This window comes from Candidatus Pelagibacter sp. uisw_091 (assembly GCF_059512525.1).
Map to the genome: position 1 here is coordinate 597005 of NZ_CM183455.1, position 21366 is coordinate 618370.

At 29.4% G+C, this 21366-nt stretch carries 24 protein-coding genes and 1 tRNA gene; 9 read left to right on the forward strand and 16 right to left on the reverse strand.

Features of this window, described 5'->3' with window-relative positions:
* On the reverse strand, positions 1-426 hold the full coding sequence (gene rpiB / locus AC5YGA_RS03260; RefSeq protein WP_415309300.1) for a ribose 5-phosphate isomerase B: 426 nt from the start codon (positions 424-426) through the stop codon (positions 1-3).
* Between the two features lies 1 nt (position 427).
* The gene (locus tag AC5YGA_RS03265; RefSeq protein WP_415309301.1) at positions 428-1069 is read right to left on the reverse strand and encodes an aspartyl/asparaginyl beta-hydroxylase domain-containing protein; all 642 of its coding nucleotides are present in this window, start codon (positions 1067-1069) and stop codon (positions 428-430) included.
* Between the two features lie 73 nt (positions 1070-1142).
* Between AC5YGA_RS03265 and hemB the strand changes: the two genes are divergently transcribed.
* Positions 1143-2132, forward strand: a complete 990-nt coding sequence (gene hemB / locus AC5YGA_RS03270) for a porphobilinogen synthase (RefSeq protein ID WP_415309302.1) — start codon at positions 1143-1145, stop codon at positions 2130-2132.
* On the opposite strand, the gene recO is transcribed toward hemB, so the two are convergent.
* From recO to dapA, 10 genes are read right to left on the reverse strand one after another with little or no spacing between them, the layout of a single operon-like run.
* On the reverse strand, positions 2133-2813 hold the full coding sequence (recO, locus tag AC5YGA_RS03275) for a DNA repair protein RecO (protein ID WP_415309303.1): 681 nt from the start codon (positions 2811-2813) through the stop codon (positions 2133-2135).
* Positions 2810-3478, reverse strand: coding sequence for a ribonuclease III (gene rnc, locus AC5YGA_RS03280; protein ID WP_415309304.1), 669 nt, complete (start codon positions 3476-3478; stop codon positions 2810-2812). The genes recO and rnc overlap by 4 nt, the downstream gene beginning before the upstream one ends.
* Positions 3478-4212, reverse strand: a complete 735-nt coding sequence (gene lepB, locus AC5YGA_RS03285; protein WP_415309305.1) for a signal peptidase I — start codon at positions 4210-4212, stop codon at positions 3478-3480. The genes rnc and lepB overlap by 1 nt, the downstream gene beginning before the upstream one ends.
* Positions 4209-4595 (reverse strand): holo-ACP synthase, encoded by a 387-nt coding sequence (gene acpS / locus AC5YGA_RS03290; protein ID WP_415309306.1) that lies wholly within the window; start codon positions 4593-4595, stop codon positions 4209-4211. The genes lepB and acpS overlap by 4 nt, the downstream gene beginning before the upstream one ends.
* Before the next feature lie 2 nt (positions 4596-4597).
* Positions 4598-5317 carry a pyridoxine 5'-phosphate synthase gene (locus AC5YGA_RS03295; protein ID WP_415309307.1) on the reverse strand — a complete coding sequence of 240 codons (720 nt, stop codon included), beginning with the start codon at positions 5315-5317 and terminating at the stop codon, positions 4598-4600.
* Entirely contained in the window at positions 5314-5901 is a 588-nt protein-coding gene (gene pyrE, locus AC5YGA_RS03300; RefSeq protein WP_415309308.1) for an orotate phosphoribosyltransferase, read from the reverse strand. Before pyrE ends, AC5YGA_RS03295 begins: the two co-directional genes overlap by 4 nt.
* The gene (locus AC5YGA_RS03305; RefSeq protein WP_415309309.1) at positions 5858-7615 is read right to left on the reverse strand and encodes a bifunctional (p)ppGpp synthetase/guanosine-3',5'-bis(diphosphate) 3'-pyrophosphohydrolase; all 1758 of its coding nucleotides are present in this window, start codon (positions 7613-7615) and stop codon (positions 5858-5860) included. The genes pyrE and AC5YGA_RS03305 overlap by 44 nt, the downstream gene beginning before the upstream one ends.
* Before the next feature lie 19 nt (positions 7616-7634).
* Positions 7635-8156, reverse strand: coding sequence for a 2-amino-4-hydroxy-6-hydroxymethyldihydropteridine diphosphokinase (gene folK / locus AC5YGA_RS03310; RefSeq protein WP_415309310.1), 522 nt, complete (start codon positions 8154-8156; stop codon positions 7635-7637).
* Positions 8122-8592 carry an SsrA-binding protein SmpB gene (smpB, locus tag AC5YGA_RS03315; RefSeq protein ID WP_415309311.1) on the reverse strand — a complete coding sequence of 157 codons (471 nt, stop codon included), beginning with the start codon at positions 8590-8592 and terminating at the stop codon, positions 8122-8124. Before smpB ends, folK begins: the two co-directional genes overlap by 35 nt.
* Entirely contained in the window at positions 8592-9473 is an 882-nt protein-coding gene (gene dapA, locus AC5YGA_RS03320; RefSeq protein ID WP_415309312.1) for a 4-hydroxy-tetrahydrodipicolinate synthase, read from the reverse strand. The genes smpB and dapA overlap by 1 nt, the downstream gene beginning before the upstream one ends.
* A 41-nt stretch (positions 9474-9514) precedes the next feature.
* On the opposite strand from dapA, the gene AC5YGA_RS03325 reads away from it, so the two are divergent.
* Positions 9515-11728: a lytic transglycosylase domain-containing protein gene (locus AC5YGA_RS03325; protein WP_415309313.1), complete on the forward strand. Its 2214-nt coding sequence runs from the start codon at positions 9515-9517 to the stop codon at positions 11726-11728.
* On the opposite strand, the gene AC5YGA_RS03330 is transcribed toward AC5YGA_RS03325, so the two are convergent.
* Positions 11729-11820, reverse strand: a tRNA-Ser gene (locus AC5YGA_RS03330).
* A gap of 68 nt (positions 11821-11888) precedes the next feature.
* Between AC5YGA_RS03330 and AC5YGA_RS03335 the strand changes: the two genes are divergently transcribed.
* The 7 genes from AC5YGA_RS03335 to AC5YGA_RS03365 are packed head-to-tail and all read left to right on the forward strand — an operon-like array spanning position 11889 to position 18827.
* Positions 11889-13142: a sarcosine oxidase subunit beta family protein gene (locus tag AC5YGA_RS03335; protein ID WP_415309314.1), complete on the forward strand. Its 1254-nt coding sequence runs from the start codon at positions 11889-11891 to the stop codon at positions 13140-13142.
* The gene (locus tag AC5YGA_RS03340) at positions 13142-13417 is read left to right on the forward strand and encodes a sarcosine oxidase subunit delta (RefSeq protein WP_415309315.1); all 276 of its coding nucleotides are present in this window, start codon (positions 13142-13144) and stop codon (positions 13415-13417) included. Before AC5YGA_RS03335 ends, AC5YGA_RS03340 begins: the two co-directional genes overlap by 1 nt.
* A 3-nt stretch (positions 13418-13420) precedes the next feature.
* Positions 13421-16429: a sarcosine oxidase subunit alpha family protein gene (locus AC5YGA_RS03345; protein WP_415309316.1), complete on the forward strand. Its 3009-nt coding sequence runs from the start codon at positions 13421-13423 to the stop codon at positions 16427-16429.
* Positions 16422-16985 (forward strand): sarcosine oxidase subunit gamma, encoded by a 564-nt coding sequence (locus tag AC5YGA_RS03350; protein ID WP_415309317.1) that lies wholly within the window; start codon positions 16422-16424, stop codon positions 16983-16985. The genes AC5YGA_RS03345 and AC5YGA_RS03350 overlap by 8 nt, the downstream gene beginning before the upstream one ends.
* A 36-nt stretch (positions 16986-17021) precedes the next feature.
* Complete coding sequence (locus AC5YGA_RS03355) at positions 17022-17789, forward strand: ABC transporter substrate-binding protein (protein ID WP_415309318.1); 768 nt, start codon at positions 17022-17024, stop codon at positions 17787-17789.
* A gap of 40 nt (positions 17790-17829) precedes the next feature.
* The gene (locus tag AC5YGA_RS03360; protein ID WP_415309319.1) at positions 17830-18570 is read left to right on the forward strand and encodes an amino acid ABC transporter permease; all 741 of its coding nucleotides are present in this window, start codon (positions 17830-17832) and stop codon (positions 18568-18570) included.
* A complete protein-coding gene (locus AC5YGA_RS03365) occupies positions 18570-18827 on the forward strand; it encodes a GNAT family N-acetyltransferase (protein ID WP_415309320.1) in 258 nt (85 codons plus the stop codon). Before AC5YGA_RS03360 ends, AC5YGA_RS03365 begins: the two co-directional genes overlap by 1 nt.
* On the opposite strand, the gene AC5YGA_RS03370 is transcribed toward AC5YGA_RS03365, so the two are convergent.
* The 3 genes from AC5YGA_RS03370 to AC5YGA_RS03380 are packed head-to-tail and all read right to left on the reverse strand — an operon-like array spanning position 18824 to position 21366.
* Complete coding sequence (locus tag AC5YGA_RS03370) at positions 18824-19546, reverse strand: class I SAM-dependent methyltransferase (protein ID WP_415309321.1); 723 nt, start codon at positions 19544-19546, stop codon at positions 18824-18826. The genes AC5YGA_RS03365 and AC5YGA_RS03370 overlap by 4 nt on opposite strands.
* Positions 19547-19553: 7 nt before the next feature.
* Complete coding sequence (locus AC5YGA_RS03375; protein ID WP_415309322.1) at positions 19554-20033, reverse strand: thermonuclease family protein; 480 nt, start codon at positions 20031-20033, stop codon at positions 19554-19556.
* On the reverse strand, positions 19996-21366 hold the full coding sequence (locus AC5YGA_RS03380; protein ID WP_415309323.1) for an MATE family efflux transporter: 1371 nt from the start codon (positions 21364-21366) through the stop codon (positions 19996-19998). Before AC5YGA_RS03380 ends, AC5YGA_RS03375 begins: the two co-directional genes overlap by 38 nt.

The following is a 21366-nucleotide window of genomic DNA, read 5'->3' on the forward strand; positions in this document are numbered from 1 at the left end:
TTAAATCTTTTTAATTCTTTTTGCGTGTCTTCCACCATCAAACTTTGTATTCAAAAAAACACTGACACAATTTAAAGCATTTTTTTTAGTTAGCAGTCTTGAACCTAATGTAATGATATTTGCATCATTATGCAATCTTGATAATTTTGTGGATTTTAAATTAAAACACTGGGCCGCACGTATATTCTTATGTCTATTTGCCGCAATATTCATGCCAATGCCAGAACCGCATACTAGTATACCAATATGATTTTTGCTTGTTTTAACTTTTTTTGCAACTTTATGAGCATAATCAGGATAATCAACCCTATAACTATTGTATGGGCCTAGGTCTGTATAATAAATTTTTTTTTTATCTAAATGAATTTTAATGAATTCTTTTAACTTATAACCAGCGTGATCTGATGATAAAAATATTTTTTTCAATCTAATTAAACTTATAATCCAAAACACACGCAACTAAGTGAACTCTATTTTCTTCTCCACCATTAAAAGCATTATGATATTTTGTATTGTTAGTAACCCACACCGATCCGTCTGCAGGCATATGTTTTGCAACATTGTCTATAACCATTAAGCAGCCTGGATTTGAAATTAGAGGTATATGCAATCTTGGTTCTGGATCTCTATGCCAACTCAATGTCGATCTTGGCTCCTTTAATAAAATCCTAACTCTACCTAATTTATATTTTGAAGAAAGCACATCAAACACTTCTTTAAAGTATGTGTTTTCATAGTCAGGTATAAATTCTGAATAAGCAGCTTCATCAATTGAAACATCTCTTGAAACTTCCTTTCCTGACTTATCTGGTTTTGTCCAATAAACACCTCTAGCTTTGCTTCCTTTGACAGAGTCTGGGTCACCAGGAATTTGTGTTAGAGAAATAGCTCCAAAGTGGGCAATTCCTCCACCATCATCAAATTTTTTAGTTTGAATAATTTGATTGTAAGCTTCTTGTAATTTATTAATATCAAACTTGATATTTTGTTTTTGAAAGTCACTAAAATCTAAAATCTTCTCTTCTTTTTTTAGATCTAAGCTTACAATATTTTTATTTTCAATAATCATGCTGATTGTTTTTTACTTAATTTAATATATATTTGTATAATACATTTGTCGCATTTTAAAAATATATTTAAACATGATTACAGGAAATTATCCAAATTTAAGGCTTAGACGCAGTCGTAAAAACGATTGGTCTAGAAGGTTAATTCAAGAAAATAGCCTTTCATCTAGTGATTTTATATTACCTATATTCTTAATTGATGGAAAAAATATAAAACAATCCATTAAAACAATGCCTGACGTTTATAGATACACAATAGATAAACTTGGAGTTATTATTGATAAAGCAATCAAGAATAAAATACCTATGGTTGCATTATTTCCGAATACAAATAAAACAAAAAAAAATCATATTGGAACTGAAGCTTTAAATGATGACAATCTTGTTTGTAAAGCCATTCATTATATTAAAAAAAGATATAAAAATGAAATTGGTATTATGTGTGATGTAGCTTTAGATCCTTATACTTCTCATGGTCATGATGGTTTAATAAAATCAGGTTATGTATTAAATGATGAAACTATTGAAATCTTGATAAATCAATCATTGTTACAAGCAGAAATTGGTTGTGATGTTTTAGCTCCATCAGACATGATGGATGGAAGAATTGGTAAAATAAGAAAAGCTTTAGATAAAGAAGGTCACGAAATGGTTCAGATACTTTCTTATGCAGTAAAATATGCATCAAGTTTTTATGGTCCATTCAGAGATGCAGTTGGTTCAAAAAATTTACTAAAAGGTGATAAGAAAAATTACCAAATGGACTTTAGAAACAGTGATGAAGCGATAAGAGAGGTAGCTCTAGATATTAAAGAAGGAGCTGATATGGTTATGGTTAAACCTGGAATGCCTTATCTAGACATAATTAAAATAGTTAAAGATAATTTTAAAATTCCTGTTCTAGCCTATCAAGTCTCAGGTGAATACAGTCTATTAAGTAATAGTATAAAAAAAGGGCTGATAGATAAAAATGCAGTATTAGAGAGTTTGATTTCATTTAAAAGAGCTGGGGCAAACGCTATAGTAAGCTATTATGCTGATAGAATTAACGATTTAATCAAATAATTATTTTAAAAGATTAATAAAATGAGTCCTAGAAATTGGAAGGTTTAGATTATTTGGTTTTAGAATACTTTTTTCAAGGTAATCACTAACAAGTTTTAAACCTTTGAGTAAATTTTTTAAATTAACATCTAGATTATTTTCATCTATTAAAAAATTTGGAATAATTTTTTTTTCAGTCGATGATTTAACAAAATAATTGATTTCACTATCAACAATCTCTTTTTCTACCATATTTTTTAATTCTAAATCATATCCTAATAATTTTAAAAGTTCTAACTCCCAGAAAATATATTTTTGTATCCAATTATCATAAGTTAATATTTCAAAAAATTTATCAATTAATTTAAAAATTTCTTTATTAGACTGAGCTTCAGCAGTAAGAAGCTTTATAAGATGCATTGCTGAGGTAATACATGATAGTTTTTGATTTTCGTCAAAATAGAGTGGAGTTAAGGCTTTTAGAATTTCTATTTTAAAATAACCAATTCTAGTAACATTTTTAGATTTATAGTTTACATAAATTTTATTACCAATTTGTAAATAGTTTTTGATTTTCTTTGATGTACCACCAAAAATTATTCCTGAAATTTTTCCATGGTTTTCTGTAAAAACTTCAGCAATTATTGAATTTTCACTGTATCTATTTTTGGAAACTAAATAAGCGCTATCATCCCAATTCATTTTTTAAAAACATCCTCAATGCATAAATAAGCAGCATTCTGTTCTGCGTCTTTTTTAGAAAATCCTTCTGCTGTGAAAAATTTAGTATTTTTTAGTTTAACAGCAATTTTAAAGAGTGGTTTATGTCGAGGGCCAGTATTAGATATTAGCTTATAAATAGGCAAGACTTTAAAAATCTTAAGCGAGTACTCTTGAAGTTTTGTCTTTGCGTCAATTTGGGTTACAACACTTGCTGTAATATGCTCACTCCATAAATTGAGAATAAATTTTTCAGTGAAATTTAAACCTTTGTCAAGGTAGATCGCTCCAATTAAAGCTTCTAAACAGTCCGCTATTATTTTATCTTCAATTTCAATTTTTTTATTCTTAGGGTTTAAAACTAAAATATATTTCTCTAGTTCAATTTTTTTAGCAATTTCTAGGCATCTTTTTTTATTTACTAATGAAGCAAATTTTTTATCTAGCACCCCTTCTCTTTCTTCTGGATAGAGTTCTAATAATTTTTTTGCGATAATAAGACCTAAAACTCTATCTCCTAAAAATTCAATTTTTTCATTATTGTTTAATGAGTCAAAGCTTTTATGTGTTAAGCTTTTAATGAAAATTTTTTGATCTGAAAACTTTAATTTTAATTTCTTTTCTAATGTTGTGGGATTAATTTTCATTAAATAATTTTCTTAAAAAACCTGTCAAATCTAATTGTCTTATGCCATTTCCAAAAAGAAAAGATATTTCCAATTCTAAAATCAGATGAAAAAAAAATGAATTGAGCTTTGCCGACTAAATTATCTTCATGAACATAACCGACACTAGTCAGGTATCTACTATCTTTAGAGCAGTCTCTGTTGTCACCTAAAAAAAAATAGTGTTTAGAAGGAACTATAAAATTATCAGAATTTTGAAAACTATAATTTTTTAAATATACACTATTATGTGTTTTGCCATTTGGAAGTTTTTCCTCAAATGTATTAACGTCTATAATTTGTTTTCCACAATAAATTTTATCATTTTGAGAAATTATAGATTTGAATATTTGATTATTGTTTACAAATAGATCACCGTTAATGAATTGAATATTATCACCTGGTAGACCAATTAATCTTTTAATATAATCTGTCCTATTATCAGCTGGTGTTTTAAAAACAATAACATCACCAACCATAGGTTTCTTAGAAAATAGTCTTCCATTTATTATTGGTGGGCTAAAAGGGAAAGAATGTTTGCTGTAACCATAAGAATATTTCGTAACAAACAATCTATCACCAATTAAAAGTGTTGGCTCCATTGATGACGAGGGAATATAGAAAGGTTGAATAAAAAGAGATCTGATAACAATAGCTATTACTAAAGCATAAAAAATTGTCTTAACATTATCAATTATAATATTTTTGGTTATCATTTTTTTTGTAAAATTACGTAGGCTATAGAATATTTTTTTTCATCTGAAATTGACAGAAATAAATCAAAGGATGCTATCTTAAATTGCTTTTTAATAATTTTTTTAATTTTATCGGTGACTACAAATGAGGGTTTTCCTAATTTATCATTACTTATAGTTATATCTTTAAAATTCAAATTACCCCTAAAACCTGTTCCAATTGCTTTAGAAAATGCTTCCTTAGCAGCAAATCTTTTAGAATAGTAAGATTTTTTATTTGTTATATTTTTGGCTAACAATATTTCTGAACTAGAAAAAACTCTTTTAATAAAACTAACATTTTTTAAAGATTTATGTATTCTAATATTTTCTACTATATCGACACCGATGCCAAGAATTTTCATATCTATTTATTGATTATTTTTTTAAATGCCTTAATAGTGTTTTTTAAACCATGAGTGAGTGACTCACCAATTATAAAATGACCAATATTAAATTCTGTAATTTCTTTAATTTTACTTAGTATAGCAGTAGTTTTATAGTCAAGACCATGGCCAGCATGAACCTCAATTCCAAATTTAACACCAAGTTCTGAACATTTCTTAATTCTTAAATATTCATTTTTATAATTTTTATTATCTTTTACTAAATTAGAAATTTTCCCGGTATGTAATTCAACACAAGAAGAATTTAATTCTTTTGCAATTTTTATATCTTTTAAAGTTGGGTCTACAAATAAACTTGTTCTAATATTTTTCTTATTAAATAATGATATTATTTCTTTTATTTTTTTTTTATTTTTTATTAGGTTTAATCCGCCTTCTGTTGTTATTTCCTTTCTTTTTTCTGGAACTATGCAAATAAAATTAGGTTTATTTTTTAATGCTATATTTATTATTTCTTTGTTTAGGGAAATTTCTAGATTAGTGATTATTTTTTTATTTTTACAAATTTTAATGACATCAATATCTTTTATATGTCTTCTGTCTTCTCTCAAATGTATAGTTACTGAATGAGCTCCACATTTAGTTACATGCTTAGCAATGGTTAACGGATCTGGGTGGAAAGACCCTCTTGCATTTCTTATTGTAGCAACATGATCAATATTAATACCTAGTCTTTTCATTTAATAAATCTACTTCCAGGAACTGTAATCGGAGTATTTTTAAGACTTTCTGGAAGGTTATTTTTCTTAAATGTCGGAACGTCTATTTTCATGTGTGAAATAATATTCCTTTTTATCTTTAGTGATTTCTTGGTTGATCTATCAATAATCGAGGCAAAGCCGATAAGTTTTGCACCTGGCTTTGTTATCAACTTAACGCATTCTAAGCTTGATTTGCCTGTTGTTATAACATCTTCAATTATTAAAACTTTTGATCCTTTTTTTATATGAAACCCACGTCTTAAGACAAATTTACCATTAACTCTTTCACAAAATATTGTCTCTTTTTTTAGAAGTTTACCAATTTCATAACCAATAATAACGCCCCCCATTGCAGGGGCTAAAATTAAATCTATAGATTTAAATTTTTTTTTAATTTTTTTTGCTAATGAATTACAAATATCATGAGCTAAATGTGGAAAGCTTAAAAGTTTAGCACACTGAATATATTTAGGTGAATGCAACCCCGAAGAAAGAATAAAATGACCTTCTAAAAGTGCGTTAGTTTTTTTTAAAATATTTAAAGATTTTTCGTGTGAAAGCATTACGTTCCTTTAACCAGTTATCCTCGTGTCTAATGATTTTAAATTTAATTTCCTTTTGTTTTAACTCACTAATAAAATTTGTAAAGTTCTTCAAATCTTTTATAATAAGATTGAATTTAAAATTAATATATTCTTTAGACTTTTCCTTCATTTCAACGCTCGAGATGTTTAAACTATGGCTACCAAGTAAAGTTGTTATCTCTCCTAGTTTTCCTGGTTTATCGGGTAAAGAAATCCATAACGTAGTATTGTATTTTTTAATTCTTTGAGCTTTTTCTTCTCCTTTTTTATACCAATACTTTCTAATTGCTGATCTTGCTTTTCCAGTTTTTGTAACAGGTATCCAGTGCAATGAAGGTGATTTATTTTTAGAAGTTATAATATCCACAACATCTCCATTATAAAGTATACTTTGTAACTCACTATCGTTACCATTAATCTTACAGGCTATAGTGCTATTACCTATTTTAGTATGCACAGCATATGCAAAATCAATTGGCGTTGCGTCCTTTGGTAATTTAATTACAGATCCTTTTGGAGTGAAACAAAAAACATTTTCCTGAAACATTTGTAGCTTGGTATACTCATAAGAGTGTTCTGGGTTTTCATTCTTATCAATAATCTCAACTAAATCGGCAAGCCAATCATATTCTTTCCACGTTAATAAATTAAATTTTTCGGAAGATTTATATTTCCAATGTGATGCTATGCCTCTTTCAGCATACTCATGCATTTGTAATGTTCTAAGCTGTATTTCAATTGGTCTTCTATTAGGTCCTATAATTGAAGTATGTAATGATTGATATTTATTAATCTTAGGCGACGAAATATAATCTTTAAATTTTCCAGGTATACAATTCCACTCTTTGTGAAATATACCAAGAGCTTTATAACAATCTTCAACACTATCAAGTATTATTCTAAATCCAATGATATCTGAAATTTGCTCTAGTGATATTCTTTTTTTTTGAACTTTTCTCCATATAGAAAAAGGAGTTTTTTCTCGACCAATAATTTCAGCATTTATTTTGTGTTCATTTAACAATCCACTGAATTGCAATGAAATTGAGTTAAAGCTATTTACTTTATCATCTTTAATTTCATCTAACCTTTTTTTTATAAGTTCTCTTGCGTTATTATTTAGAACTTTAAAAGATAAATCTTCTAACTCATCTCTAATTCTGTGCATACCCATTCTGTCAGCTAATGGTGCATAGATTTCCATAGTTTCTTTTGCAATACGCTCTTTTTTTTCAATTTTTGAAATGGCATCAATTGTTCTCATGTTATGCAATCTATCAGCGATCTTAACTAACAGCACTCTAATATCTTTTGAGGTTGCTAAAATTAATTTTCTAAAATTTTCTGCTTTTGAAGTTGATGTAATCTGATTTTCAAAAACTGATATTTTTGTTACACCATCCACTAAGTCAGCAACTTCTTGGCCGAATTCTTTCTTAATAGTATCATAAGTAGCATGTGTATCTTCGATGGTATCATGAAGTAGTCCAGTTGCTATGGTTGCACTATCGAGCTTTAGTTCTGTTAATATACTGGCTACAGCTATCGGATGATTTGAATATGGGTCGCCAGAATCACGTTTTTGATTTTTGTGTGCTTTAATTGCAAAATCATAAGCTTTATTTAATTTTTCTGGATTTAAAAATTTATTATATAATTTAACTTTTTTTATTAATTCTTCAGAATTAAGCATGTGTGATTATAACATTAATTTATATTTGTTTAATAGACCTTAAGTCTTTAACTGATAAAGAGTTGATCAAATTAACTATATTAACCTTCAATATTGGATGTTTCCATGATTTGTCTAGCTCAAAAAGTGGCAGTAATACAAAATTTCTTTTATTCATACGAGGGTGAGGCAAAATTAATTTACTATTTTTTTTGTTTAATATCTTTTTATCGTAGTCAATAATGTCAATATCACATGTTCTAGGTGTATTTTTTTTAGACCGAATCCTTCCCAGCTTTAATTCTATTAAATTACATATTCTTAATAAATCAAGTGGTTCTAGGCTAGTTTTAACTTTTATAACAATATTGATATAATCTGGCATAGATGAATCTGGCCAAGACTTTGTTATATAATTAGATGAGAGTTTTAAAATTTTAACTTTATGTTTTTCTAATTCAAATTTAGCTATTTCAATGTTGCTAATTTTATTTCCTAAATTTGATCCGATTGCTAAGTATACAAAATTAGCTGGATTTTCTAATATGTCTTGCTTTTTCACGATTCCAGTCTCTATTTTTTTTAGTTGCTCTTTTATCAAATTGTTTTTTCCCTTTAGCTACTGCTATCTCAATTTTAGCCTTACCTTTTTTAAAATACATTTTTGTTGGAACAAGTGTTAAACCGTCTTTCTGCATCTTTCCAATTAGTTTGTTGATTTCTTTTCTATTTAATAGAAGTTTTCTTTCATCCATTGGATTATGATTTGAATAGCTAGCTTGTTTAAAGGCTGCAATGTGGGAATTGATCAAAATTATTTCACCTTCTTTTTCTACAGCATATGAATCTGCTATGTTAACCTTTCCATCTCTTATAGATTTAATCTCAGATCCTTTGAGTACAATTCCTGCTTCAATTAACTCTTCAAAAAAATAGTTGAAACTTGCTTTTCTATTTAAACAGATAATTTTTAAACCAGGGTTGGTTTTCTTGTTCATTAGAGTAGATTTGCTGATACTAGAGCTTTTTTAATAACTTCTTTAGTTGATTCTGTAACCTTAACTAAAGGTAACCTAACATCATCATCACATAAGCCCAAAAGTTTTGCAGCATACTTAACTGGACTTGGATTGCTTTCTATAAACATAGAGTTATGAATCGGCTGGAGTATTTTATCTAATCTTTCTGTTTCTTGTTTTTCTTCTTCAGTATCTATTTTTGAAGATTTTTGAAAATCTGCACAAAGCTTTGGGGCTATATTTGCCGTAACACTTATTGAACCCACACCACCTCTTTTATTAAAATCTAATGCGTTGTCATCATTTCCAGTAAGTTGAATAAAATTGTTACCCATTTTATTTTTTTGCTGATTAACTCTATCAAGATCACCTGTAGCATCTTTAACACCAACAATATTTTTTAACTCAAACAACCTGGCCATTGTATCGACAGACATATCAATTACAGATCGTCCTGGAATGTTATAAATTATAATAGGTATACCAACCTTATCATTAATAGCTTTATAATGCTGATATAATCCTTCTTGAGTGGGTTTATTGTAATAAGGTGTAACTACTAAAGCTGCATCAGCACCTGCTTTTTCAGCATGTGTGGTTAATGATATAGCTTCTTTGGTTGAGTTGGATCCTGTCCCGGCGATTACAATACTTTTTCCCTTGCTTTCCTGGACACACAAATCAATAACTTTTTGATGCTCAGCATGACTTAAAGTTGGAGATTCCCCAGTAGTTCCAGCAGGAACTAGACCATTAGTTCCATTTTTAATTTGAAAATGAATAAGCTTGATATAACTATCTTCATCAAGTTTATCATTTTTAAACGGAGTTATTAAAGCAACATTTGATCCTTTGAACATAAATACTTATAACATAGTTTAGAGATTCATTTAGTAAATTTATGGTTAGAAAGATATTTTTTTTTATAAACACATTATTATTAAGTTTAATAATAACAGGAAATTTATTTGCTGCTGAAATCTCCATAATTCCTCTAAAAAAACCTATTTTAGATAAAGATGCTCAAGATGCAAAGATTTCACAAAGTATTCTTAAGCCTAAATCTAAGCCTTCTAAAAAGCTTAAAAAAACTGAAACCAAAATAGTAAAGAAAGATGTAAAAAAAATAAATTTTCTCATACCAAAAAGTAAGCCCTTAGTAGTTAAAAAGACTAAATTAATAGTTAAGACTCAGTCAAAATATTATAATCAAAAAGATTATGGTATTGCAAAAAAATCTATTCAAGCAATGCAAAAAAGTCAGTGGACGACAGCATTATCACAATCTAAAAAAGCTAAAGACAAGTCCATATATAATTTTATTCAGTGGAGACATTTATTAACCACAGGTAATCAAGCAAGTTTTTATGATTATTTAGAGTTTATCCAACGTAATGAAAATTATCCAAGAATTGGTAGAATTCGCTATTTAGCTGAACATAAGCTGTCAACAAATAAAGTTTCACCAAATAAGATTATAGCTTGGTTTAATTCTGAAGAGCCCTTAAGTGGATATGGAAAATTAATATTGGGAGAAAGCTTTATTTTAAAAGGCAATATTACTAAAGGGACTTCTTTGATTAAAGACGGATGGGTAACCGCAGAACTTAATAGAGCTGATATGAAATTTTTTAGAAAAAAATATAAGAAATATTTAAATGTGGAAGATTATATTAAACGTGCAGACTACTTAGCTTGGGAAGGTAAATTTTGGGATTTAAAAAGAATGCTAAGATATTTACCTAAAGACTATGAGTTACTTTATACAGCTAGGCAAATTTTAATGAGTAAATCTTATGGTGTTGATAATGCTATCAAAAATGTTCCAGCCAAACTTAAAAATGATGCTGGACTAAATTATGATCGACTTAAATGGAGAAGAAAAAGAGGTAGAGTAGATGATTCCTTAGAAATTATATTTAAAATTCCAAATAACAAAAATTACTTAGTTAGACCTGATAAATGGTGGAAGGAAAGAGCAATTATGGCAAGAGCTTTAATTTATAAGAAAAAATATGAGACCGCATATAAAGTTGCAAGCAAACATTCTTTAGATAAAGGTCCAGAATTTGCAGATGCTGAGTGGTTGAGTGGTTGGATTGCATTAAGTTTTTTAAATGATCCAATTTTAGCAATAGATCATTTTAATAATTTTTATCAAAATGTAAGTTATCCTATTAGTTTATCACGTGGAGCTTATTGGCTTGCGCGCTCTTATGAGAACATTGGTGATAAAGAACAATCTAAACAATGGTATACTGAAGCAACAAAATACTTATCAACTTATTATGGTCAACTAGCATTTTTAAAAACTAAACCAAATGAAAAATTTGAATTAAGTGAGCAAGCCATTGTTACTGAAGAATATAGAAAATATTTTTATAAAAAAGAATTAGTAAGAATTGTTCATCTTTTAGATGAATTAAACAAAGATAAATATACTAAAAATATATTAAGACATTTAGCAAATGATAACATTAAAAGTGGAAGTGAAATTCTAGCAGCTGAACTTGCAACAAATATATCAAGGTACGATTTTGCAATACAAATTTCAAAAATTGCCTCTTATCAAAAAAGATTTCATAATGATTTTAACTACCCGATTATAAGCACTCCTAAATACGTTAATGGAAGAAAAATACCAGAAACTGCTTTCATTCTTTCTCTTATTAGACAAGAAAGTGAGTTTGATATGAGAGCAAACAGTCACGTAGGAGCGCAAGGTTTAATGCAATTAATGCCTTACACGGCTAAACTAGTTGCTAAACAAGCAAAGCTACCTTATTCAAAATCGAGACTAACTTCTGATCCTGAATATAATATTAATTTAGGGTCTCATTATATAGCTGGTTTAATTTTGCAGTATGATGGTGCCTACCCTTTCGCTGCTGCTGCTTACAACGCTGGTCCCAAGAGAGTTAAATATTGGAAAAAAATAAATAAAAATCCTCAAAAAAAACAAATTGATTTTGTTGATTGGGTTGAATTGATTAAATTCAAAGAAACTAGAAACTATGTTCAGCGTGTTATGGAGAACTATAATGTCTATAGATATATACTGGAAAAAAAGCCTATTAAAATGAATGATTTTTTCAAAGATCAGCCCTTATTTTAATGGCGGAAGAGGAGGGATTCGAACCCTCGGTACAAGTTTCCCCGCACGGTCATTTAGCAAACGACTGGTTTCAGCCTCTCACCCACTCTTCCACTGCGATATTGATATACCCGATTGTATTGAATATTCAATATTTATAAAGTAATTCTTAATTAATATTATGAAAAATAAATATTCAGTATTTTCTTTAGTCAAAAATGCTTTTTCCTATCACGAAAATTGGCAAAAAGCCTGGAAAGATCCCACTATAAAAAAAGAATACGATGCAGTTATTATCGGTGGTGGCGGTCATGGCTTAGCGACAGCATACTATTTAGCTAAAAAACATAATATGAAAAATATTGCAGTTGTTGAAAAAAGTTGGATCGGTGGTGGTAATACTGGAAGAAATACTACAATTATAAGATCTAATTATTTATGGGATGCAAGTGCTGGTCTATATGATCATGCTTTAAAACTATGGGAAGGTTTGTCTCAAGAAATAAATTACAACGTAATGTTTAGTCAAAGAGGTGTAATGAACCTTGCTCACAATTTACAAGATATCAGGGATTTAAAAAGAAGAACACATGCTAATAGATTAAATGGTATCGATGCTGTGTATTTGAGCACTGAAGAAGTTAAAAAATTTTGCCCTATTATCAATACATCTTCTAATATTCGTTATCCAGTATTAGGTGGTACTTTACAAAGAAGAGCTGGTACTGCTAGACATGATGCTGTTGCATGGGGATATGCTCGTGGTGCTGATGAAATGGGTGTTGATATAATTCAAAATTGTGAAGTTAATGGAATTAAAAGAATTGGTGATGAGGTTGAGGGTATAGAAACAACTAAAGGATTTATAAAAACTAAAAAGATTGGTGTGGTTGCAGCTGGACACTCAAGTGTAATTGCTAATATGGCTGGGCTCAGATTGCCCTTAGAAAGTAAACCTCTTCAAGCTCTAGTCTCAGAACCAGTAAAACCAATTATTGACACTGTTGTAATGTCAAATGCAGTTCATGCTTATGTTAGCCAATCTGATAAAGGTGAACTTGTGATAGGTGCTGGTACTGATGATTATATTTCTTATTCACAAAAAGGTAGTCACGATATTGTTGAAGGAACTTTAAATGCAATTTTAGAACTTTACCCAATTTTTAGTAGAATGCGAATGCTCAGACAATGGGGTGGCATTGTAGATATTTGTCCAGATGCAAGTCCTATTATCAGCAAAACATCTGTAAAAGGTTTGTATTTTAATTGTGGTTGGGGAACAGGTGGGTTTAAAGCAACACCTGGATCAGGTGATTTATTTGCCTATACAATTGCAAATGATGAACCTCATAAATTAAATGCTGCTTTTAATTTAAATAGATTTAGTAGTGGTGACCTTGTTGATGAACATGGTGCAGCGGCGGTAGCACATTAATGTTTTTAATCACTTGTCCTTTTTGTGGTGAGCGCGAACAAAGTGAATTTAAAGCAGGTGGTGAAGCTCATATTGAAAGACCTAAACAACCTACAGAATTAAGTGACGATGAATGGGCAGAATATTTATTTATGAGAAAAAATATTAAAGGTGTTCAATTTGAAAGATGGAATCATGCTCACGGTTGCAGAAAATGGTTTAATGTAGCTAGAGACACTTCTAACGATGAAATAAAGTCAGTTTATAAAATGGGTGAAAAACCACCAACAATCTAATCTATGTCAAAAAATTTGAGAGTAAAAACTAGTAAGTTTATTGATGAAACGACAAAAGTTTCATTTAAATTTAATGGCAAAACTTATTACGGTTTTAAGGGTGATACTTTGGCCTCAGCATTACTATCTAATGACGTTCATTTAGTTGGAAGAAGCTTCAAATACCATAGACCAAGAGGAATAATGACGGCTGGTTCAGAAGAACCTAGTGCAATTGTACAAATAAATGACAACACTTCTTTAACCGAACCTAATGTTAGAGCTACTGAAATAGAGATTTATGATGGTTTAGAGGCAACAAGCCAGAATTGTTGGCCTAGTGTAAATTTTGACATTGGTGGAATAAATAATTTTATGTCTCCTATTTTACCTGCTGGTTTTTATTATAAAACATTTATGTGGCCAGCTAATTTTTGGGAAAAGTATGAGTACATTATAAGACATTCAGCAGGACTTGGGAAATCACCTACTAAGCCTGATCCGGATATTTATGAGCATAAATATATTCATTGCGATGTACTAGTTATAGGTGCGGGTATTACTGGAATTATGGCTGCAAAAACAGCTGCTAAAAATAATTTTAAAACTTTATTACTTGATGAAAAAAGTGAAATTGGTGGATCAACAATCTACCAAAATTCAGAACATATTAAGATTAATGATCAAAATTCTTCAACTTGGCTAGAAAATGAAATTAGTGAATTAGAAAAATTAGAAAACCTAGAAATTAAAACAAGAACAAGTGTTGCCGCCTATCATGGATATAATTATTTATTAGCTAGGGAAAATTTGACAGACCATCTTTCAGAGATTGAAAAAAAAAATAAAGTGAGACAAAGACTGTTAAAGATTAGAGCAAAAAAAGTAATTGTTGCTACTGGTTCTTTAGAAAGACCTCTTGTATTTGATAATAATGATAGACCTGGAATCATGCTTTCATCAGCTGTTAAAAAATATGCTGATTATTATGGTGTAGCAACTGGTCACAAAAATATTTTCTTTACAAATAATGATACGGCTTATGAAAGTGCTATTTCATTAAGCAAAAAAGGAATTAATGTTGAAGCTATTATTGATATCAGAGAACAATCAAATTCTGAATTTACTAATGAGGCTGAAAATTTAGGGATTAAAATTTATAGGTCTCATACAGTTGTAGATACTGAGGGTTATAAAAAAATAAATAAAATTACAATTATGGCATTGTCTAAAGATGGACAAGCTTTCACAAGCTCAGAAAAGATTATATTAGATTGTGATTGTTTAGCTATAGCTGGAGGGTGGACACCCGCGGTTCATTTGTTTACTCAATCAGGTGGAAAATTAAAATTTAGAGATGAAGATCAGGTTTTTATACCTAATAAATATCCATCAGATCAAATTAGCATTGGTTCTTGTAATGGTGAGTTTGAGCTTGATGATATGCTTAAGAATACATCAAAAACATTAAAAGAGTTTTTAAACATAAAAGAAACTGAGTATGATGATTTAAGTATCAAGTGTCCTAAAGATAAAGAAATTAGAAATATTTGGTTATTGCCATCTGATAAGACTCCTGGAAAAACAAAACCTTTTGTTGATTATCAGAATGATGCAACAGCAAAAGATATCAAGCTAGCACTTAGAGAAGGTTTTAGATCTATTGAGCACGTTAAGCGTTATACAACAACAGGCATGGGAACAGATCAAGGTAAACTTGGTAATATGCATGCATTGGGAATTATTGCTGAAACAGCTGGAGTTAAGATGGGAGAACTGGGTACAACAACATTTAGACCTCCTTACACACCTTTAACATTTGGAACTATTGTTGGTAGAAACGTTGGAGAATATTTTGATACATTCAGAAGAACACCGATTAACGACTGGCATATCAAAAATAATGCTGAATTTGAAAATGTAGGTCAGTGGAAAAGAGCCTGGTATTATCCAAAAAATGACGAAACCATGCATGAGGCTGTTCAAAGAGAAAGTAAAGCCGCAAGAGATAGCGCAGGTATACTGGATGCTTCAACACTTGGTAAAATTGATATTCAAGGAACTGATGCTTCAGAATTTTTAAATAGAATTTATACAAATGCTTGGTCAAAACTGGCTATAGGTAAGTGTAGATATGGTTTAATGCTTAATGAAGACGGCATGGTTTATGATGATGGTGTCACAACTAGACTTGATGAAAATCACTACATTATGACAACAACAACTGGTGGAGCTGCAAATGTATTAGGAAAACTTGAGGATTATCTTCAAACAGAGTGGCCAGAATTGGATGTCTACTTATCATCAGTCACAGATCACTATGCTACAGCAAGTGTTTGTGGTCCAAGTAGTAAAAAAATTCTAAATAAAATGATACCTGATCTTGATCTTTCAGATGAAAGTTTTCCACACATGTCCTTTAAGAATACAAAAATTGACAATATTAAATGTAGAATTATGCGTATTAGTTTTACAGGTGAACATAGTTATGAAATTAATATTCAAGCAAACTATGGTGAAGCCTTATGGAAGAAATGCATTGCAGCAGGTCAAGAGTTTAATATCACGCCTTATGGCACAGAGACGATGCACTTATTAAGAGCAGAAAAAGGGTTTATTATTGTTGGTCAAGATACAGATGGGACAATGACACCGATAGATTTACAAATGGATTGGATTGTTAGTAAAAAGAAATATGACTTTATTGGTAAAAGATCTCTTTATAGATCTGATACAATAAAGGAAGATAGGAAACAATTAGTAGGTCTTATAACAGATATTCCAACTGATGTTCTAGAAGAAGGAGCTCAGATAATTGCTAACACTAGTTTAAAACCTGTTGAAATGCTAGGTCATGTAACTTCAAGTTACTATAGTCCTAATTTAAATAAATCTATTGCACTAGCTGTAGTTAGAGGTGGTAAAAATATGCTAGGACAAAAATTATTTATTTCAATGAAAGATAAAAATATTAATGTAACTATTGTTGATCCTGTTTTTTTTGATAAAGAAAATGTGAGGTTAAATGCTTAATTATAAAACCTCTATTAAAGGTGATGTGACTTATTCTGATTTAGTCATTAAAGAAATTAAACCTATTATGAAATTAATCATAAGAGGCAAAACAAAAGATTTTATTACAACTATTGGTAAAAATCTTAATATGGTCCTACCAACAGAGTCAAATACATCTACATCAGCAGAAAAACTTACTGCATTTTGGTTAAGTCCTGATGAATGGATGCTGATATCAAATGAAACTGTGAGTGAGGACAATAATACTTATCAAGTTGAAGATGAATTAATCAAAAACATATCTAAAGTAAAATTGGGTGCAGTAACTGATGTGAGTGACCAATTTGTAATGCTGAATATAAAAGGTAGTAAAGTTTTTGATTTATTTGCCACTGGATCTCCTTTTAACTTTAATGAATTTAAAAATAAGAAAGGTTCAGTTGTTCAAACAATACTGTCGCATATTGATGTAATTATCCATCTTATGGAAATAAATGAGGTTAATTTACTTGTTAGGCGTTCTTTTTCCCAGCATTTACACTCTTGGATGAGTGATAGTGCGTCAAGGTTATAGTCTTATATTTATTAAAATTGTTGTTATAAGAGCGATATGAAAAAAATACTCCTTATAGTGCTATTAGCACTTTTACCCTTCTCTCTTAACGCAGAAACTAAGCTTGATCAAATTTTATCTTCTGGTGAGTTAAAAGTTGGAACTACAGGCGACTGGGATCCAATGACTATGAAGGATCCAGCTACTAATAAGTATGTTGGTTTTGATATTGATGTAATGAACGAATTAGCAAAGGATATGGGTGTAAAAATTACTTTTGTAGCCACTGAATGGAAAACTATTGTTTCAGGAATTACTGCAGGGAGATATGATATTTCTACAAGTGTAACTAAAACTCCAAAAAGAGCAGAAGTTGCTGGATTTACAGATACTTACTACAAGTATGGTACTGTTCCACTAATACTTAAAAAGAATTTAAAAAAATATTCAACGTGGAGCTCTTTGAATAATAAAAATGTAACTATTGCTACAACCCTAGGAACATCTCAGGAAGAAAAAGCTAAAGAGTTCTTTCCTATGTCTAAATTGCAATCAGTTGAATCTCCTGCTAGAGATTTTCAGGAAGTATTAGCTGGAAGAGCAGATGGAAATATTACAAGCTCAACAGAAGCCAATAAATTAATTGTCAAATACCCTCAATTAGCAATTGTTCCTGATGGAGAAAAAAATCCTGCCTTTTTAGCGATGATGGTTGGTAAAAATGATCAGGTTTGGAATGATTATGTTAATGCGTGGATTAAAGATAAAAAATCGTCTGGTTTCTTTAATAAACTACTCGCTAAATATAATTTAAAAAGCTTATAAAAAATTAGATATTATTCTCTAATTCATTATAACTTTAAGAGTGAAAAATTTATTTTTTTTACTTTTAATTTTACCTCTTACTTCTTGTAGTGGTCAAGATTTGGGATGGTTTATTCTATCACCCAATAGTGTTGAAGGATTAACTAACCTAAAATTTTTACTAAGTGGTTTAACAACAACTATTTATATTTCAGTAATATCTATAATCATTTCTGCAATGTTAGGGTTCATTGTTGCAATACCCTCTTTAGCTAAAAATAAATTTTTAACATACATAAACATTGGATATGTAGAAATTGTACGAGCAATACCGTTGCTTGTTTTAATTTTATGGATTTATTACGGTCTACCTATAATGACTGGATTAAGCTTCAGTCCATTTGTGTCTGGAATAATTGCACTAGCAATAAGTGAAAGTGCCTTTCAAGCAGAAATTTTTAGAGCAGGCATAAACTCAATTAAAAAGTCACAGTGGGAAGCAGGTTCATCTCTAGGTTTAACTTTTTATAAAAGATTAAGATTGGTGATCCTTCCACAAGCAATTAAAAACATCTTGCCTGCATTAGGCAATCAGTTTGTATATGTATTAAAGATGTCTTCATTAGTATCAATTATAGGTATTGGTGACCTAACAAGAAAAGCTAATGAATTAGTTGTGTCAACTTACAGACCATTAGAAATTTATACATTTTTAATCTTGGAGTATTTAATTTTGATATTGATTGTTTCATTCTTTGTAAGAAAATTAGAAAAAAAACTTGAGCAAGATGGAAATAATTAATGAATAATTTAGATAATATAAATTATGATGTTGATCTAAACGATGGTGTTATTACTTTTAAAAACATTAATACTACACTTGGTTTTGTTAGATACAATAAGACAGCTGAAGTTGAATATATCTTTGTTAATCCCATGTTTAGACGCCAAGGACTTGCTAAAAAACTATTAAGTATTGTTGAGGAAAAAACTAAAATCAAACCTACACCTCAAGACCCAATCAGTCCTTTGGGTGAAAAACTATTCAATATTAGTTAACTTTTTTTTGTATGCTTATATTTTATACAAATCAAAATATCCTTAAATAATATCTTATTTGGAAAAATATCTTTTATTTCATTAATGCCTTTAATGATTTGAGATTTACTTAGATTAACAAGGCATGAGATGTATTTTTGTTTTAACATTTGAGTATATTTATTTTTAGTTATTAAAACTTTAAACTTAAATTTATCAATTTTATTACCTTTTAACATTTTACTAGCTGATTTAAGCATTCTCGAATCTCTCTTTAACCCTCTATTAAGTTTTTGTTTCATTAATTTAAAACAGGGGATTTCATTATTCAAAGTATTCAAAGAGAATATAAGTAAAACACCATTTTTCTTTAAATTATTTTTACAAGCTTTTATTAGTTTTGATCTTTGGTCTTGATTAAAAAAATGAAGTGTTTGTTTAATCATTATTAAATCAAATTTATTTTGATTATTTTTAAAAAATTTAAATACATTCAGGTTTTTAAAATCTATTGATCTATCTACATCTTTATGTTGCACAGAGTCTATTCCAATTGGTCTATTAGTTAACTTCAACTTTCTAGATAAAGAGCCAAAAATTTTTCCCCTGCCACATCCTATATCTAATATTCTTGAGTTTTTATTGAGTTTTTTTTTCTTTAGTAAAAAAAAATTAAAAGAACTTATATAAGCACTAGATGATAACCATGTTTTGTTATCCCAATTTTTTAACACTTTCATAATAATCTTAATTATTTTTTCTAAAGTCCCAAGGATAGTCAAACTCCATAGACCACATGCCTATTTTATTGATTCTTGCATAATCTTCATCAGGTATAAATTTTTTTGAATATCTTCTGTAGGCAAATGCATAACCACTTCTAACAAGGTAACTTGATAGACTTTCATTATTAACAAAACATTCTGCTAGTGTTCTTTTGTATTGATCTTTTCCCTCACTAATACATTCAACATTATTATTTCCAATTTTATCAATAAGAATTTGTTTTGCCGTAACACCACAAAGATCTTTAATACCTTCTTTAAGACAGTTTTGTTTCAATTCAGGTGTATCTATTCCGGTAAATCTAATTTTTTCTCCATTAAGATGAATTGTATCTCCATCAACAATTTTAATTGTTTGAGATTTGACCTGGTTAATAGTTAAAATAGATATTAGTGTTGAGACACTAATAAGAAAAATGGCTTTTCTTTTGTTTAAAAACATTATTTAAAAAGTATCCAATAAAGATGATTACTGCAATACCCATAAACCAATTGGTTGCCATGATGGTGTAAAAAATATCTGCGTAATCTCCACCTCTAATATTAATTACATACCATAATAATAAGAAAGGAAATGCGGTTAATCTTAGAACGCTTAAGTAAAGACTATAAATCGGTTTTTTAAGTGCTTGAAAAACTGCTGTTGTAATAAAAAACACAGGATAAATAGGAGCTATTAATGCAGCAACTTTTAAATATATTGCACCATGATAAATAGCTTCTGCATTATCTGTAAATTGAGATACAAAAAATTCTGCACCAAAGAATAGAATCACGCCAGCTAAGGCCATAAAAGAAGATCCAAAAAATAACGCTTTAGTATAAAGTTCTCTAATACGGTTATAATTTTTAGCACCAAAGTTTTGCCCACCAATAGAAAGTACTGCTGTATTTAAACCAATTACTGGTAGTAAAAAAACTTGTTCAACTCTTAAAGCTGCACCATAACCTGCTGTTGCGAGATCACCAAATTGTCCAATAAAATATAAAATATTAAAAATACCTACACCGATAAACAACATGCTAATCATTATTGGCATTGCTTGTGAGAACAATTCCTTAAGAAGATTAAATTTAGGAATAAAACATTTAATAGATAAATACTTTCTTAATTTACATGAGTTAATTTTGTAAGCTAAATAAATAGTACCAATAGATTGAGCAATAACAGTTGCTATCGCTAGACCACCTATACCGTAGGCTGGAACAATTCCGTATCCCCAGATAAATAATGGATTTAAAAAAATATTTAAAAAGAAACTAAAGATAAGAACATTTCTATAACTTTTAGTATCACCCTGTGCATTCAAAGCTCCATTTAAAGAGATTTGAATCATAACTATAAATGTTCCATAAAATATTATATCCAAGTATTCTCTAGTTAAAGCAATACCAGCAACATCTGATCCCATAACACCCAAGAGAAAATCAGAAGCATTTAATCCAAATAAAGTAACAACAATTGAGGTGACTAATGCAAAAATTATTGATTGAGCAATAAATAGTGATGCTTTATTAATTTTTTTAGCACCTAATAAATTACCAATACAAGAGTTCGTTGCAGCACCAATGCCAACACCAACAGCAATGATGACAAAATAAATTGGAAAAGATTTTGCTATTGCACTTATAGCTTCTGCAGAAATTCTACCTGCAAACCATGTATCAACTAAATTATAGAATGTTTGAAACAAAGAACCAACACTAGCAGGGATAGTTACCTTTTTAAGTAGTGACCAAATTGGATCTCTGGTTAAATTTATGGCTTTTGACAA

Excerpts from the sequence above, each read along its gene's own strand:
- AC5YGA_RS03295 (WP_415309307.1), bottom strand. The coding sequence starts at position 5,317 with ATGAAAAGACTAGGTATTAATATTGATCATGTTGCTACAATAAGAAAT.
- acpS (WP_415309306.1), bottom strand. The coding sequence starts at position 4,595 with ATGAAAATTCTTGGCATCGGTGTCGATATAGTAGAAAATATTAGAATA.
- AC5YGA_RS03265 (WP_415309301.1), bottom strand. The coding sequence starts at position 1,069 with ATGATTATTGAAAATAAAAATATTGTAAGCTTAGATCTAAAAAAAGAA.
- dapA (WP_415309312.1), bottom strand. The coding sequence starts at position 9,473 with ATGTTCAAAGGATCAAATGTTGCTTTAATAACTCCGTTTAAAAATGAT.
- rnc (WP_415309304.1), bottom strand. The coding sequence starts at position 3,478 with ATGAAAATTAATCCCACAACATTAGAAAAGAAATTAAAATTAAAGTTT.
- hemB (WP_415309302.1), top strand. The coding sequence starts at position 1,143 with ATGATTACAGGAAATTATCCAAATTTAAGGCTTAGACGCAGTCGTAAA.
- recO (WP_415309303.1), bottom strand. The coding sequence starts at position 2,813 with ATGAATTGGGATGATAGCGCTTATTTAGTTTCCAAAAATAGATACAGT.
- AC5YGA_RS03355 (WP_415309318.1), top strand. The coding sequence starts at position 17,022 with ATGAAAAAAATACTCCTTATAGTGCTATTAGCACTTTTACCCTTCTCT.
- AC5YGA_RS03340 (WP_415309315.1), top strand. The coding sequence starts at position 13,142 with ATGTTTTTAATCACTTGTCCTTTTTGTGGTGAGCGCGAACAAAGTGAA.
- AC5YGA_RS03325 (WP_415309313.1), top strand. The coding sequence starts at position 9,515 with ATGGTTAGAAAGATATTTTTTTTTATAAACACATTATTATTAAGTTTA.
- AC5YGA_RS03305 (WP_415309309.1), bottom strand. The coding sequence starts at position 7,615 with ATGCTTAATTCTGAAGAATTAATAAAAAAAGTTAAATTATATAATAAA.
- lepB (WP_415309305.1), bottom strand. The coding sequence starts at position 4,212 with ATGATAACCAAAAATATTATAATTGATAATGTTAAGACAATTTTTTAT.
- AC5YGA_RS03345 (WP_415309316.1), top strand. The coding sequence starts at position 13,421 with ATGTCAAAAAATTTGAGAGTAAAAACTAGTAAGTTTATTGATGAAACG.
- AC5YGA_RS03335 (WP_415309314.1), top strand. The coding sequence starts at position 11,889 with ATGAAAAATAAATATTCAGTATTTTCTTTAGTCAAAAATGCTTTTTCC.
- smpB (WP_415309311.1), bottom strand. The coding sequence starts at position 8,592 with ATGAACAAGAAAACCAACCCTGGTTTAAAAATTATCTGTTTAAATAGA.
- AC5YGA_RS03370 (WP_415309321.1), bottom strand. The coding sequence starts at position 19,546 with ATGAAAGTGTTAAAAAATTGGGATAACAAAACATGGTTATCATCTAGT.
- AC5YGA_RS03365 (WP_415309320.1), top strand. The coding sequence starts at position 18,570 with ATGAATAATTTAGATAATATAAATTATGATGTTGATCTAAACGATGGT.
- pyrE (WP_415309308.1), bottom strand. The coding sequence starts at position 5,901 with ATGCTTTCACACGAAAAATCTTTAAATATTTTAAAAAAAACTAACGCA.
- AC5YGA_RS03350 (WP_415309317.1), top strand. The coding sequence starts at position 16,422 with ATGCTTAATTATAAAACCTCTATTAAAGGTGATGTGACTTATTCTGAT.
- AC5YGA_RS03375 (WP_415309322.1), bottom strand. The coding sequence starts at position 20,033 with ATGTTTTTAAACAAAAGAAAAGCCATTTTTCTTATTAGTGTCTCAACA.